Source organism: Roseateles sp. GW835-FHT13E02 (genome assembly GCF_058794035.1).
Map to the genome: position 1 here is coordinate 20,645 of NZ_JBXAGJ010000028.1, position 14,544 is coordinate 35,188.

Genomic DNA, 14,544 nt, shown 5'->3' on the forward strand with positions numbered 1-14,544 from the left:
TGGCGCCGTTTGCACCGCCTTTTTTGAGGCAAGGAAGCGGCGACCGGGCTATAGATTCGCAGCCGCAAACTCCCCCGCCATGACTGCGCCCTCGAGCGTGGCCGGGTAGGGGCCCTCGACATAGTCGCCTGCCGCCCACAAGCCGGGAGCGATGGCCGCGGGCGGGCGCTGCAGCCCCGGGGTGCAGGCAAAGGTCGCGCGTTTCTCGGCCAGCACGCGGATCAAGGTTGGCGCCTCGGGCCAGCCCAGCTCTTGTTGGGCCTGCTGTCGCACGGCTTCCGCGGCTGCGTCCAGCCCGCGCTCGACCCAGGGCGCGGCCCCGCTGATCACCCAGGCCGAGCGGCCGGCGGCCTCGGCGCTGAGCTGCCCCAGGTCGAAGGCAAACTGGGCCGGCGCCTGCGGCCCTTCCTGCAAGGCCAGCATGGGCGCGGGCCAGGCGGGGCCGGGGTGCTGCAGGTACACCGTGATGATGGGCTGGTAGTGCAGGGCGGCGGCTTGGGCGCTCCAGGCCGGCGCCAGCGGGGCGCTTAAGCTGGCGGTCAATCGGGCAGCCTCGGCGGCGCTGCAGGCGAGGATGACGCGGTCAAAGGCCTGGCCATCGACCTGCCAGCCACCTTCGGCGCTGCGGGTCAGCGATTGCACCCGTTGGCTGAGCCGCAGCACGGCGCCCTGGCCCAGCAGCCACGCCTGCGCCGGCTCGGCCAGCAGCTCGCTCAGCGGCCGGCGCGGCAGCAGCAGGTCCGAGCTGCCGGGGCCGTTGAACAGGGCGTCGTGCAGCACGCGCAGGAAGACGCTGGCGCTGGCCTGCGCGGCCGGGGTGTTGAGCGCCGCGACACAGAGCGGATCGATCAGCTCGTCTTTGACGGGCTGCGGCAGGTTTTGGCAGAGCTCGGCCACGCTGAGCCCGGGCGCGCAGCGAAAGCCGCGCAGCAGCCAGCCGGTCGCGCCGAGCAGCAGGCCCAGCCGCGCCGACCAGGGCCAGCGCCTGCAGGCCAGCACGCCGCGCACAAAGGCGGGCAGGGCCGCGCCGGGCGGCAGTCGCAGGCCTTCATGCCCGGGGTAGCGCAGACGCAGGGGCAGGCGCAGCAGGGCGGCCTCAGGAGAGAGGCCCAGGTGGCGCATCAGCGCCAGGCTGCGCCGGTAGGCGCCGATCAGGATGTGCTGGCCATTGTCCAGACGCAGGCCGGCTTCGTCGGGCGGCAGGCTGCGCGCGCGGCCGCCGAGCTGGCCGGCCATGTCGAACAGCTCAAGCTGGTGGCCGGCCTCGCAGGCGCGCACCGCAGCAGCGAGACCGGCCCAGCCGCCGCCGATCACGGCCACGCGCAGGCCGCGCGCTTTTGCCGGCATCAGCGGCCCAGCCAGTTGGTGCGCATGGCCAGCCAGAGCTTGCGCAGCGGCGTCAGCGAGATGCGCTGCTCCAGCACGCGGAAGTTCTCGGCCTCGATCTCGCGCAGCAGGGCGCGGTAGATATTGGCCATCATCAGGCCGGGCTTCTGCGCCTTGCGGTCGGCCTCGGGCAGCAGGGCAAAGGCCTCGTCGTAGAGCTGGTGGGCGCGTGCCGCCTGGAACTTCATCAAGGCGGTGAAGCGCTCGCTGTAGCCCCAGGGCTTTTTGCGCAGCAGGATCTCGTGCGCCTTGACATCGAACTGCTGCAGCTCCGAGATCGGCAGGTAGATGCGCCCACGGCGCGCGTCATCGCCGACGTCGCGGATGATGTTGGTCAGCTGCATGGCCTGGCCCAGCTTGTGGGCGTAGGCAATGGTTTCGGGCTGGCTGCGACCGAAGATGCCGGACGCCACCTCGCCCACCACGCCGGCCACCAGATGGCAGTAGCGCTGCAGGCCGGGGTAGTCGAGGTAACGGGTTTGCTCCAGATCCATCTGGCAGCCCTCGATGACGGCGTTCAGGTGCTCAAGCTGGATGTCGAATGCCGCGCAATGCGGCATCAAGGCCTTCATCACCGGATGCTGGGGCTGGCCGGCGAAGGCCTGGCTCGCCTCCTTGCGCCACCAGGCCAGCTTGGTCGAGGCCACGCCCAGGTCCTCGATCTCGTCCACCACATCGTCCACCTCGCGGCAGAAGGCATAGAAGGCCGTGATGGCCGCACGCCGCTCGGGCGGCAGAAAGAGAAAGGCGTAATAGAAACTCGAGCCGCTCTTGGCGGCCTTGTCCTGCACATACTGTTCCGGGCTCACAGACGGCCCTCGGCTTGTGCGGCGCTCAGCCGCAGTTCGGCCGTGGCGGCTTGTTGCAGTGTGCGGCTGCGACCCATGCGCAGGCAGGCCCAGAGCAGGGCCGGGGCGTCAAATGGCCCAATGGCCGGGCGGTGAAGAAGACTGGCGTGATGCATGGCGCGGATTTTCGCAAGAATGCGCAGGCCGCCTTGTACCACCGCCCGCAACTCCCAGCCGGCCCGCCCGGGAATCTGGTGCACCAGGGGCGCACCCTGCTGCATCAAGGCCTCGGCCCAGTCGCACAGCTCGGCGATCAGGCGCCGCGCCGAGGCGCTGTCTCGGCAGGCCAGGATGTCGGCGCCGCTGAGCCCGTGGCGCTGCAAATCGCTCTCGGTCACGTAGAGCCGGCCGCGCGGGCCGTCGCGGCTGAAGTCCTGCCAGAAATTGATCAGTTGCAGGCTGCTGCAGATGGCGTCCGAGCGTTGCAAGGCCTGGGCATCGTCGATGCCGTAGAGATGCAGCAGCAAGCGGCCGACCGGGTTGGCCGAGCGGCGGCAGTAGTCCAGCAATTCCGTGCGATCGCAGTAGGAGGTCTTGACCAGATCCTGCTCGAAGGCCGAGATCAAATCATTCAGCAAGGGCGCGGGCAGCCGATATTGGGGCAGGACCCGGGCCAGGCCGGCGAAAACGGTGGTGTGCCAGCGGCCGGAATCGGGCCGGCCGGCCAGCACGGCGTTCAGGTCGGCACGGTAGGCCTGCAGGTCCTGCTGGCGCTGCTCGGTGCTGACCAGACCCTCATCGGCCAGATCGTCGGCGCAGCGGGCGAAGTGATAGATCGCGGCCACAGCCGGCCGCAAATGCGGCGGGCACAGCCAGGAAGCAACAGGAAAGTTTTCGTAGTGTTCTATGCTCACGGCCAGGATTGTGGGTGCGTTCAGGCTTGTCAGCGGCAAGACAAGCCTGCAATGCGCCGTTTTCACTGGTTTGACAGTGCCGAATCGCTTGAATACATTGCTGACCGGTTGGTCAGTAACGGCGATTCTGGCCGGTCAGGCCCAGGTTTTTCTGCTCCACGCTCACCGGCAAGTCGCGGCGCTGACTCCAGCGACCGCGCAGCGGTGAAGCACGATTCGAGGTCATTCATGCCCCACACCGTCACCCGCCGTGCCCGCCAGCTTTCTGCGCTCGCCCTTGTTTTTCCGCTCGTGGCCTTGCTGGGTGCCTGTGGCAAGCAGGAGGCCGCCCCCGAGCCCGAGCGGGCCGTGCGCACCCTGACCCTGCAATCGGCCTCGAGCGGCCAGGTTCATGAGTACGCCGCCGAGGTTCGCGCCCGGGTGGAGTCCCGTCTGTCTTTCCGTGTCGGTGGCAAGGTGCTCAGCCGCAAGGTCAATGTCGGCGATCGGGTGCAGGCCGGCCAGGTGCTCGCGGTGATCGACCCGCAGGATCTGGTGCTCGGTCAGCAGGCGGCCAAGGCCGGTTTGCAAGCCGCTCGCGCCAACCGCGATCAATTGGGCGCCGAGCTCAAGCGCTTCATCGAGCTGCAGCAGCAGGGCTTCATCAGCGCCGCCGAGCTGGAGCGCCGCGACCTGGCTTTCAAGGCCGCGCAAGCCCAGCTGGAGCAGGCCCGCACCCAGTTCGAGGCTCAGAACAACCAGGTGGCCTATGCCCAGCTGACCGCCGATGCGGCCGGCGTGGTGACGGCCGTGTTTGCCGAGCCCGGTATGGTGGTCGGCGCCGGCACGCCGGTGCTGCAGCTGGCGCATGACGGACCGCGCGATGTGGTGTTCTCGGTGCCCGAGGACCAGCTCGGCCGCCTGCGTGAGGCGGCCGGTCTGCCCGGCGGCTTGACGGTGCGTCTGTGGAGCGAGATCAAGCCCGGCGCCGCGGACGCCGCACCCAGCCATGCGCTGAGCCTGCGCGAGGTGTCGGCCGCCACCGATCCGGTGACTCGCACCTTCCAGATCAAGGCCGATGCCGGCAAGCTCGATGCGCGCATCGGCCAGACCGCGGCCGTGCTGCTGAGCTCGCCGCGGGTGGCCGAGGTGATCAAGCTGCCGCTGTCGGCGGTCTTGCAGACCCAGGGCCAGACTTCGGTCTGGGTGCTGGAGCCGGGCACGATGACGGTCAAGCAGCAGCCGGTGCAGGTCGGCGGCGCCGACGGCAATGAGGTGGTGGTGGCTGCGGGCCTGAAACCGGGCCAGGAGGTGGTGGTGGCCGGTGTGCATGTGCTCAAGGCCGGCCAGAAGGTCAAGCGCTACGAGCAGGCGCTGCCTGCCGCAGCATCTGCCGCGGCTTCGCGCTGATCCGGAGCACGCTGCATGAGCCTTCACGAGCCCCACGCGCCCGCGGCTGCCGGCCGCCATTCTTTCAATATGTCACGCTGGGCGCTGGAGCACCCGGCGCTGACCCGCTACCTGATGATCGTGCTCATGGTCATGGGCTTTGCCGCCTATTTCCAGCTGGGCCAGGATGAGGACCCGCCCTTCACCTTCCGGGTGATGGTGGTGCAGGCCTTCTGGCCGGGCGCCACCGCCCAGCAGATGGCCGAGCAGGTGACCGACAAGATCGAGAAGACCCTGCAGGAAGTGCCGCTGGGCGACAAGATCCTCAGCAGCACCAAGCCCGGTGAATCGCTGACGGTGTTCCAGCTCAAGGACGATTCGGCCGCCAAGGATGTGCCCGAGGTCTGGTACCAGGTGCGCAAGCGCCTGGGCGATATGAAGGGCACCTTGCCGCAAGGCGTGTACGGGCCTTTCTTCAACGACGAGTTCGGCGATGTCTACGGCTCCATCTTTGCGCTCTCGGCCGATGGCTTTTCGCCGGAGGAACTGCGCGAGCACGCCGAGCGCGTGCGTTCGCAGCTGCTGCGTGTGCCCGATGTGACCAAGGTCGAGACCTTCGGTGCTCAGCCCGAGAAGGTCTTCATCGAGGTCTCGCAGAAGCGACTGGCCAATCTGGGCCTGGACTTCGGTCAGGTGATCAACCAGCTCGGTGCGCAGAACGCGGTCGAGGGTGGCGGCGTGCTCAATGCCGGTGCCGGCAATTTGCAGATCCGCATCGGCGGCCAGTTCAATTCGGTGGAAGCGCTCAAGGACTTCGCCATCCGCGCCATCAATCCGGTGACCGGCCAGGCCAGCAATTTGCGCCTCTCGGACATCGCCGAGGTGCGCCGCGGCTATGCCGACCCACCGGCCGTGATGGTGCGCCATCAGGGCAAGGATGTGATCGCCCTGGGCGTGTCCATGGGCAAGGGCGGCGACATCATCGCCATGGGCAAGGCCTTGCAAAAGGCCACGGCCGCCATTCGCAAAACCCTGCCGGCCGGCATCGAGCTGGTGCAGGTGCAGGACCAGCCGCAGGCGGTGACCCGCTCGGTCAACGAGTTCGTGCAGGTGCTGCTGGAGGCGGTGGTGATCGTGCTGGCCGTCAGCTTCATCGCCCTGGGCCTGCACACACGGCCGCTGCGTGTGGACATCTGGCCGGGCCTGGTGGTGGCGATCACCATCCCGCTGGTGCTGGCCATCACTTTTGTGACCATGTTCTATTGGAGCGTGGGCCTGCACAAGATTTCGCTGGGCTCGCTCATCATCGCCCTGGGCCTGCTGGTGGACGACGCCATCATTGCCGTCGAGATGATGGTGCGCAAGCTGGAGGAGGGCTACGACAAGATGTACGCCGCCACCTTCGCCTACGACGCGACGGCCATGCCCATGCTGACCGGCACGCTGATCACGGCGGTGGGCTTTTTGCCGATTGGCCTGGCCAAGTCGGTGACCGGCGAGTACACCTTTGCCATCTTCGCCGTCACCGCGGCGGCGTTGATGATTTCCTGGTTTGTGTCGGTCTACTTCGTGCCCTACCTGGGCGCGCTGCTCCTGCACACCCATGCGGCCAAGGAGGGGCAGGCGCACGAGATGTTCGACACGCCCTTCTACAGCCGCTTCCGCGCGGCCGTGGGTTGGTGCGTGCAGCACCGCTGGCTGACGATTGGTGCCACCGTGCTGGTGTTCGCACTCGGCCTGCTGGGCATGACCCGGGTGCAGCAGCAGTTCTTCCCGGATTCCAGCCGGCCCGAAATCCTGGTCGACATGACCTTGCCCGAGGGCTCGACCATCCAGCAAAGCCGCGCCGTGGCGGAGCGTTTCGAGGCGCGCATGCTGAAAGAGGAGGGGGTCTCGACGGTCAGCACCTGGATCGGTTCGGGCGTGCCGCGCTTCTACCTGCCCATGGACGTGGTATTCCCCGATCCGGCGGTCAGCCAGGCCATCGTCCTGCCCAAGGGCATGAAGGAGCGCGAGGCCTTGCGCAAGCGCCTGCCCGAGCTGCTGGCGGCGGAGTTCCCCGAGGTGCGCGCCCGTGTCAAGCTGCTGCCCAACGGGCCGCCGGTGGCGTATCCGGTGCAGTTCCGCGTCTCCGGCGAGAAGGTCGAGCAGGTGCGCTACTGGGCCGATCAGGCCAAGGAGATTGTTCGCGCCAACCCGCATATGCGCGGCGTCAACGACAACTGGCGCGAGTCCATCAAGGTGCTCAAGCTCGATGTCGACCAGGACAAGGCCCGCGCGCTCGGCGTCACCAGCCAGAGCCTGGCGCAGGCTTCGCGCACCATGTTCTCCGGCACCACCATCGGCCAGTACCGCGAGGGCGACAAGCTGGTGGACATCGTGCTGCGCCCGCCACAGGAAGAGCGCAACGCCATCACCGACATCGGCAATGCATACGTCATGACCGGCACCGGCCGCTCGGTGCCGCTGACGCAGATTGCCAAGGTCGGCTTTGCCTGGGAGCCCGGCGTGCTGGCGCGCCAGGGTCGCAGCTATGCGGTGACCGTGCAGGGCGATGTGACCGAGGGCATGCAGGGCGCCACGGTCAGCGCCCAGATTTGGCCGCAGCTGCAGGCGTTGCAGGCCAAGATGCCGCCGGGCTACAGCATCTCTGTCGCTGGCGCCGTGGAGGAAAGCAGCAAGGGCCAGGGCTCGATCGCGGCCGGCGTGCCGGTGATGCTGTTCATCACCTTCACCCTGCTGATGCTGCAGCTGCAGAGCTTCTCGCGCTCCATGCTGGTGTTCCTGACCGGGCCGCTGGGCATTGCCGGTGTGGCGGCGGCGCTGCTGATCCTGGACAAGCCGTTCGGCTTCGTGGCCCTGCTCGGTGTGATCGCGCTGATGGGCATGATCATGCGCAACTCGGTCATCTTGATCGACCAGATCGAGCAGGACCGGGCCCGCGGTGTGCCGGCCTGGAACGCCATCGTCGAGTCGGCGGTGCGGCGTTTCCGGCCCATCGTGCTGACCGCGGCGGCCGCCGTGCTGGCCATGGTGCCGTTGTCGCGCAGCGTGTTCTGGGGGCCGATGGCCGTGGCCATCATGGGCGGACTGATCGTCGCCACCGCCCTGACCCTGCTGGCGCTGCCGGCCATGTACGCGGCCTGGTTCCGCGTGCGCCGGCCGGAAGAAGGGCATTCGCAGCTGCCGCCCTCGCAGCTCAGCGCCGACCAGCTGTTGAACTCGCGCCTGTGATGGTGGCGGTGATCGGGCCGCCGCTTGCGGGGCGCTTTCTGCCTCGCAAGCGCGGCGCTTGACCCTGCGCGCGCGGTCTCGCGCAGCGGGGCGCACCGGGGGTTTTCCTTGGGGCCAATTTTTGGCCCTCCAATTGGCTACAATCCACGGTTTGCCGAAATGCCACAGGCTTGCGAGGCAGGGTTCCTGAGAGGGGGCCGGGCCAAGCAGGCTTGAATCCACTTAGCGCGGGTGGCGAAATTGGTAGACGCACCAGGTTTAGGTCCTGACGCCTTCACCGGCGTGCCGGTTCGAGTCCGGCCCCGCGCACCAGATAACTTTGTTTGTACTGAGTCAAAAATGGCTGTCACCGTCGAAACCCTCGAAAAGCTCGAACGCCGCATCACGCTCACGCTGGCGGCCGCTGACATCAACAGCGAAGTCGAGAACCGTCTCAAGAAACTGGCCCGCACCGTCAAGGCCGATGGCTTCCGCCCCGGCAAGGTGCCGATGAGCGTGGTCGCTCAGCGTTATGGCTACTCCGTCCAGTACGAAGTCATGAACGACAAGCTGGGCGAGGCCTTCTCGGCCGCCGCCAACGAAGCGCAGCTGCGCGTCGCCGGCGCACCGAAGATCGCCCAGAAGGAAGAGTCGCCCGAAGGCCAGATGGCCTTCGACGCCACCTTCGAGGTCTACCCGGAGGTCAAGCTGGGTGATCTGTCGGCCGCCGACATCGAGCGCGTCGCCAGCGAAGTGACCGAAGAAGCGATCGACAAGACCGTCGACATCCTGCGCAAGCAGCGTCGCACCTTCGCTCAGCGCGCCGCCGCTGAAGCCGCAGCCGATGGCGACCGCGTCACCATCGACTTCGAAGGCAAGCTGGACGGCGAGCCCTTCGCTGGTGGCAAGGCCGACGGTTTCCAATTCATCATCGGCGAAGGCCAGATGCTGGAAGCTTTCGAGAAGGCCGTGCGCGGCATGAAGGTGGGCGAGTCCAAGACTTTCCCCCTGGCCTTCCCCGAGGACTATCACGGCAAGGACGTGGCCGGCAAGGAAGCCGACTTCCTGGTGACGGTCAAGAAGATCGAAACCCAGCACCTGCCGGAAGTGAACGAAGCCTTCGCCAAGTCCCTGGGCATTGGTGAAGCGTCGGTTGACGGCCTGCGCGCTGACATCAAGAAGAACCTTGAGCGCGAAGTGAAGTTCCGTGTGCTGGCTCGCAACAAGGGCGCCGTGATGGAAGCTCTGGTCGCCAGCGCCGAACTCGACGTGCCCAACGCCCTGGTGGCCGGCGAAGCCGAGCGCCTGGTGGCCGCAGCCCGCGAAGACCTGAAGAAGCGTGGCGTGAAGGATGCCGACAAGGCGCCGATCCCCGAAGAAATCTTCAAGCCCCAAGCCGAGCGCCGCGTGCGCCTGGGTCTGGTGGTGGCCGAGCTGGTGCGCGCCAACAATCTGCAAGCCAAGCCCGAGCAGCTGCAAGCGCACATCGAAGAGCTGGCCCAGAGCTACGAAAAGCCCGCTGAAGTGGTGCGTTGGTACCTGAGCGATCGCAACCGTCTGGCCGAAGTGGAAGCCGTGGTCGTTGAAAACAACGTCACCGATTTCGTGCTGTCCAAGGCCAAGGTCAGCGACAAGACCCTGCCCTTCGATGAACTGATGGCCACCGCCGGCAACTGATCTCGTCGGCTGCCCGCAGCCTGAGAGGCGCCGTACCGCAAGGCCGGCGCCTTTTTTCATTTTTTCAGGCTTTCTCTTGCGGCCACATAATCAGTCCCCATACCTAGTCGGTGCAAGCAAGTCGTTCGGTCATCAAGCCCATTTTTCTGAGGAAGAACATCCATGAGCGCGCTGGAAATCAACAACCTGGGCATGGTGCCCATCGTCATCGAACAATCGGGTCGCGGTGAGCGCGCCTACGACATCTACAGCCGCCTGCTGCGCGAGCGCATCATCTTCCTGGTCGGCCCGGTGAACGATGCCGTGGCCAACTTGGTCGTCGCACAGATGCTGTTCCTCGAGAGCGAGAACCCCGACAAGGACATCTTCCTCTACATCAACTCGCCCGGCGGCAGCGTCTCGGCCGGCATGTCCATCTACGACACCATGCAGTTCATCAAGCCCCAGGTGTCGACCCTGTGCATGGGCATGGCCGCTAGCATGGGCGCCTTCCTGCTGGCCGCAGGGGCCAAGGGCAAGCGCATGGCGCTGCCGAATGCCAAGGTCATGATCCACCAGCCGCTGGGCGGCACGCAGGGCCAGGCCACCGACATCGAGATCCACGCCCGCGAGATCCTCAAGACCCGCGAGCAGCTCAACCGCATCCTGGCCGAGCGTTCGGGACAGAGCCTGGAGAAGATCCAGAACGACACCGAGCGCGACTACTACATGTCCGCCGCTGAAGCGCAGGCCTATGGCCTGATCGACCAGGTGGTGGAAAAGCGCGCCTGAGCATCCGCTCGCTGGCGGCCTGAATCCAGGCCCAATTGACGGCAGGAGGGGGCCCTTATCCAGAAAAGGGCCCCTTGTCCGTTTGAACTATCATCACTGCAGGCATTCACGCCTGAAAGACAAGCAGATCCATGGCCGAGAAAAAAGGCAATTCCAGCGAAAAAGTCCTGTACTGCTCCTTCTGCGGCAAAAGCCAGCATGAGGTGAAGAAGCTGATCGCTGGCCCATCGGTGTTCATTTGCGACGAGTGCATCGAGCTCTGCAATGACATCGTCCGCGACGAAGTGCCGGCCGACACGCCGCAGGCGCGCGCCAGCAAGTCTGATCTGCCGGTGCCCAGCGAGATCAAGGCCAGCCTCGATCAGTACGTGATTGGCCAGGACGTCGCCAAGCGCACCTTGTCGGTCGCGGTCTACAACCATTACAAGCGCCTGCGCCATATGGCCGGCACCAAGGACACGGTCGAGCTGTCCAAGAGCAACATCCTCTTGATCGGCCCCACCGGCTCCGGCAAGACCTTGCTGGCTCAGACCCTGGCGCGCTTGCTGAATGTGCCCTTCGTCATCGCCGACGCCACCACGCTGACCGAAGCGGGTTATGTGGGCGAGGATGTCGAGAACATCATCCAGAAGCTGCTGCAGAACTGCAATTACGACGTCGAGCGCGCCCAGCGCGGCATCGTCTACATCGACGAAATCGACAAGATCAGCCGCAAGGCCGACAACCCCTCCATCACCCGCGATGTGTCGGGCGAGGGCGTGCAGCAGGCTTTGCTGAAGCTGGTCGAGGGCACCATGGCTTCGGTGCCGCCGCAAGGTGGCCGCAAGCACCCGAATCAGGACTTCCTGCAGATCGACACGACCAACATCCTGTTCATCTGCGGCGGCGCCTTCGATGGCCTGGAGAAGGTTATCCAGAACCGTTCGGAAAAGTCCGGCATCGGCTTCGGCGCTTCGGTGCAGAGCAAGACCGACCGCCGCGCGGCTGAGTTGTTCCGCGAGGTGGAGCCCGAAGATCTGATCAAGTTCGGCATCATTCCCGAGCTGGTTGGACGTCTGCCGGTGGTGGCCACCCTGGGCGAGCTGACCGAAGACGCCTTGGTGCAGATCCTGACCGAGCCCAAGAACGCGCTGGTCAAGCAGTACCAGCAGCTGTTCGCCATGGACGGCGTCGAGCTGGAAGTTCGCCCCTCGGCCCTGACGGCCATTGCCCGCAAGGCACTGGCGCGCAAGATCGGTGCCCGTGGTCTGCGCTCCATCATGGAGCTCTCGCTGATCGACACCATGTTCGAGCTGCCAGCCCTGGACGGCGTGGCCAAGGTGGTGCTGGACGAGCACAACATTGACGAAGCCGCCAAGCCCTTGCTGGTGTATCGCGAGCAGGCCAAGGCCAGCGCCTGAGGTCGAATGAAGACAAATGAACTGGCGGTGAAATGCCGCCAGTTCCATGCCCCCGGGCATCTTGCAATACAGCCCTCAGACCGCATCTGGGTTTGAGAAAGAGAGGTTTTCATGTCCGGTCATCCTGTTTTGCCTGCGGAACCCATCACCCTGCCGCTGCTGCCGCTGCGCGATGTGGTCGTGTTCCCGCATATGGTGATTCCGCTCTTCGTGGGTCGCCCCAAGTCCATCAAGGCCCTCGAAGCCGCGATGGAAGCAGGTCGCCAGATCATGCTGGTGGCCCAGAAGGCTGCCGGCAAGGACGAGCCCAAGTCGGACGATATGTTCGAAGTCGGTTGCGTCTCCAGCATCCTGCAAATGCTCAAGCTGCCCGACGGCACGGTGAAGGTGCTGGTCGAAGGCCTGCAGCGCGCCACCACCACCTCGATCACCGACGGTGAAGAGCATTTCGTGGCCGAGGTGCTGCCCATCCCGCCCGAGACCGACCCCAAGCCCGAGGTCGAGGCCCTGCGCCGCGCGGTCACGCAGCAGTTCGACCAGTACGTCAAGCTGAACAAGAAGATCCCGCCCGAGATCCTGACCTCGATCGGCGGCATCGACGACGCCGGCCGCCTGGCCGACACCATCGCCGCCCATCTGCCGCTCAAGCTCGACGCCAAGCAGTCGGTGCTGGACCTGGCCGAGGTCAGCAAGCGCCTGGAAACCCTGCTCGATCTGCTCGAGCATGAGGTCGACATCCTGCAGGTGGAAAAGCGCATCCGTGGCCGCGTCAAGCGCCAGATGGAGAAGAGCCAGCGCGAGTACTACCTGAACGAGCAGGTCAAGGCCATTCAGAAGGAACTCGGCGACGGCGAAGAGGGCGCCGATCTGGAAGAGCTGGACAAGAAGATCCAGGCCGCCCGCATGCCCAAGGAAGCGCGCAAAAAGGCCGACGCCGAGCTGAAGAAGCTCAAGCTGATGTCGCCCATGTCGGCCGAGGCCACGGTGGTGCGCAACTACATCGAGACCCTGGTCAATCTGCCCTGGAGCAAGAAGACCAAGATCAAGTTCGATCTGTCCAATGCCGTCGACGTGCTGAACGAAGACCATTACGGCCTGGACAAGGTCAAGGACCGCATCGTCGAGTACCTCGCCGTGCAGCAGCGTGTGGACAAGGTCAAGGCGCCCATCCTGTGCCTGGTGGGCCCTCCGGGTGTCGGCAAGACCTCGTTGGGTCAATCGGTGGCGCGTGCCACCGGCCGGAAGTTCGTGCGCATGGCTCTGGGTGGCGTGCGGGATGAAGCTGAGATTCGTGGCCACCGCCGCACCTACATCGGCTCCATGCCGGGCAAGGTGCTACAAAGCCTGTCCAAGGTCGGCACACGCAACCCGCTTTTCCTGCTCGACGAGATCGACAAGCTGGGCATGGACTTCCGCGGCGATCCGTCTTCGGCCCTGCTCGAAGTGCTGGACCCGGAGCAGAACCACACCTTCGGTGATCACTACGTCGAGGTCGACTTCGACCTGTCCGATGTGATGTTCATCGCCACCTCCAACTCGATGAACATCCCGCCGGCGCTGTTGGACCGGATGGAAGTGATCCGCCTCTCGGGTTACACCGAGGACGAGAAGGTCAACATCGCCCAGCGCTATCTGCTGCCCAAGCAGAGCAAGAACAATGGCGTCAAGGACGAGGAGATGGAAGTCACCGAGTCCGCCATTCGCGGCATCATCCGTTACTACACCCGTGAAGCCGGTGTGCGTTCGCTGGAACGCGAAGTCTCCAAGATCTGCCGCAAGGTGGTGAAGGGCCTGACGCTCAAGACCATCGAGGGCAAGGCGGTGGTGACCGAGGACAACCTCCACGACTTCCTGGGCGTGCGCAAGTACGACTTCGGCCGCGCCGAGAAGAAGAACCAGGTTGGCCAGGTGGTCGGACTGGCCTGGACCGAGGTGGGCGGCGATCTGCTGACCATCGAAGCCACGGCCATGCCGGGCAAGGGCAACATCATCCGCACCGGTTCGCTGGGCGATGTGATGAAGGAATCCGTCGAGGCGGCCCGTACGGTGGTGCGCTCACGCGCCCGCCTGTTGGGCATCAAGGACGAGCTGTTCGAGAAGCGCGATGTGCACGTCCACGTGCCCGACGGCGCCACGCCCAAGGACGGCCCGAGCGCGGGTGCCGCCATGACCACTGCCTTTGTCTCGGCCCTGACGGGCATCCCCGTGCGTGCCGATGTGGCGATGACCGGTGAGATCACCTTGCGCGGTGAAGTCACGGCCATCGGCGGCTTGAAAGAGAAGCTGCTGGCGGCTCATCGTGGCGGCATCAAGACCGTGATGATCCCGGAAGAGAACGTCAAGGACTTGCAAGACATCCCCGAGAACGTCAAGAACCAGCTCGAAATCGTGCCGGTGCGTTGGATCGATCGGGTGCTGGAAGTGGCGCTGGAATCCATGCCCGTGCCGCTGCCCGATGATGAACCGGCGGCTGCGGCCAAGACCGAGCCGGTGGTGGCCGCGCCTGCGGCCACGCACTGACACTGCGAAGTCGTCTCCCCGCTCGTTTCTCCGGATCGGGCAGGGGGCTTGCATAACAGCAAAAATTTGGTTTAGAATCTGCGCTTCGACATGTTGGTGATGCAGCTGGAAACAGCAAAATCAGCAAGATGTTGAAGTAGCAAGCGATGCGGGTGTAGCTCAGTTGGTAGAGCGCAACCTTGCCAAGGTTGAGGTCACGAGTTCGAGCCTCGTTACCCGCTCCAGAAATATAAGAATCCACTCATGCTTGCATGAGGCGATTCGCAAAAAGGGAGGCCCCGGCTTCCCTTTTTTAATCAGCTGAAATCTCGGTTTCTGCTGATTAAAGGAAGAAGAGTTTGGCGCGATAGCAAAGCGGTTATGCCCCGGATTGCAAATCCGGTTAGTCCAGTTCGACTCTGGATCGCGCCTCCAAAATTTGATGTGCATATGCGGGTGTAGCTCAGTTGGTAGAGCGCAACCTTGCCAAGGTTGAGGTCACGAGTTCGAGCCTCGTTACCCGCTCCA

At 65.2% G+C, this 14,544-nt stretch carries 9 protein-coding genes and 4 tRNA genes; 10 read left to right on the forward strand and 3 right to left on the reverse strand.

Annotated features, from left to right (window positions below):
• Window positions 1-48: 48 nt before the first annotated feature.
• From hpnE to hpnC, 3 genes are read right to left on the reverse strand one after another with little or no spacing between them, the layout of a single operon-like run.
• Window positions 49-1,347: a hydroxysqualene dehydroxylase HpnE gene (gene hpnE, locus AC1Q6P_RS21620; protein WP_492665941.1), complete on the reverse strand. Its 1,299-nt coding sequence runs from the start codon at window positions 1,345-1,347 to the stop codon at window positions 49-51.
• Window positions 1,347-2,195: a presqualene diphosphate synthase HpnD gene (gene hpnD / locus AC1Q6P_RS21625; RefSeq protein WP_492665942.1), complete on the reverse strand. Its 849-nt coding sequence runs from the start codon at window positions 2,193-2,195 to the stop codon at window positions 1,347-1,349. The genes hpnE and hpnD overlap by 1 nt, the downstream gene beginning before the upstream one ends.
• A complete protein-coding gene (hpnC, locus tag AC1Q6P_RS21630) occupies window positions 2,192-3,088 on the reverse strand; it encodes a squalene synthase HpnC (protein ID WP_492665943.1) in 897 nt (298 codons plus the stop codon). Before hpnC ends, hpnD begins: the two co-directional genes overlap by 4 nt.
• A gap of 228 nt (window positions 3,089-3,316) precedes the next feature.
• Here hpnC and AC1Q6P_RS21635 point away from each other — a divergent pair, with 228 nt between their 5' ends.
• From AC1Q6P_RS21635 to AC1Q6P_RS21680, 10 genes are all read left to right on the forward strand, one after another.
• Entirely contained in the window at window positions 3,317-4,477 is a 1,161-nt protein-coding gene (locus AC1Q6P_RS21635) for an efflux RND transporter periplasmic adaptor subunit (protein ID WP_492665944.1), read from the forward strand.
• A gap of 15 nt (window positions 4,478-4,492) precedes the next feature.
• On the forward strand, window positions 4,493-7,690 hold the full coding sequence (locus AC1Q6P_RS21640; protein ID WP_492665945.1) for an efflux RND transporter permease subunit: 3,198 nt from the start codon (window positions 4,493-4,495) through the stop codon (window positions 7,688-7,690).
• Window positions 7,691-7,915: 225 nt separating this feature from the next.
• Window positions 7,916-8,002 (forward strand) — tRNA-Leu (locus AC1Q6P_RS21645).
• Window positions 8,003-8,029: 27 nt separating this feature from the next.
• The gene (gene tig, locus AC1Q6P_RS21650) at window positions 8,030-9,346 is read left to right on the forward strand and encodes a trigger factor (RefSeq protein ID WP_102769769.1); all 1,317 of its coding nucleotides are present in this window, start codon (window positions 8,030-8,032) and stop codon (window positions 9,344-9,346) included.
• A gap of 162 nt (window positions 9,347-9,508) precedes the next feature.
• Window positions 9,509-10,117, forward strand: a complete 609-nt coding sequence (gene clpP / locus AC1Q6P_RS21655) for an ATP-dependent Clp endopeptidase proteolytic subunit ClpP (protein ID WP_102769770.1) — start codon at window positions 9,509-9,511, stop codon at window positions 10,115-10,117.
• 131 nt (window positions 10,118-10,248) lie between these two features.
• Window positions 10,249-11,517, forward strand: a complete 1,269-nt coding sequence (clpX, locus tag AC1Q6P_RS21660) for an ATP-dependent Clp protease ATP-binding subunit ClpX (RefSeq protein WP_102769771.1) — start codon at window positions 10,249-10,251, stop codon at window positions 11,515-11,517.
• 111 nt (window positions 11,518-11,628) lie between these two features.
• A complete protein-coding gene (lon, locus tag AC1Q6P_RS21665) occupies window positions 11,629-14,037 on the forward strand; it encodes an endopeptidase La (RefSeq protein WP_102769772.1) in 2,409 nt (802 codons plus the stop codon).
• Between the two features lie 148 nt (window positions 14,038-14,185).
• Window positions 14,186-14,261 (forward strand) — tRNA-Gly (locus tag AC1Q6P_RS21670).
• A 116-nt stretch (window positions 14,262-14,377) separates the two neighbouring features.
• A tRNA-Cys gene (locus AC1Q6P_RS21675) sits at window positions 14,378-14,451 on the forward strand.
• A gap of 17 nt (window positions 14,452-14,468) precedes the next feature.
• A tRNA-Gly gene (locus AC1Q6P_RS21680) sits at window positions 14,469-14,544 on the forward strand.

Bases quoted from the DNA above. Each gene is read 5' to 3' on its own strand.
- hpnE (WP_492665941.1), bottom strand. From the start codon at position 1,347: ATGCCGGCAAAAGCGCGCGGCCTGCGCGTGGCCGTGATCGGCGGCGGC.
- AC1Q6P_RS21640 (WP_492665945.1), top strand. From the start codon at position 4,493: ATGAGCCTTCACGAGCCCCACGCGCCCGCGGCTGCCGGCCGCCATTCT.
- lon (WP_102769772.1), top strand. From the start codon at position 11,629: ATGTCCGGTCATCCTGTTTTGCCTGCGGAACCCATCACCCTGCCGCTG.
- AC1Q6P_RS21635 (WP_492665944.1), top strand. From the start codon at position 3,317: ATGCCCCACACCGTCACCCGCCGTGCCCGCCAGCTTTCTGCGCTCGCC.
- clpP (WP_102769770.1), top strand. From the start codon at position 9,509: ATGAGCGCGCTGGAAATCAACAACCTGGGCATGGTGCCCATCGTCATC.
- clpX (WP_102769771.1), top strand. From the start codon at position 10,249: ATGGCCGAGAAAAAAGGCAATTCCAGCGAAAAAGTCCTGTACTGCTCC.
- tig (WP_102769769.1), top strand. From the start codon at position 8,030: ATGGCTGTCACCGTCGAAACCCTCGAAAAGCTCGAACGCCGCATCACG.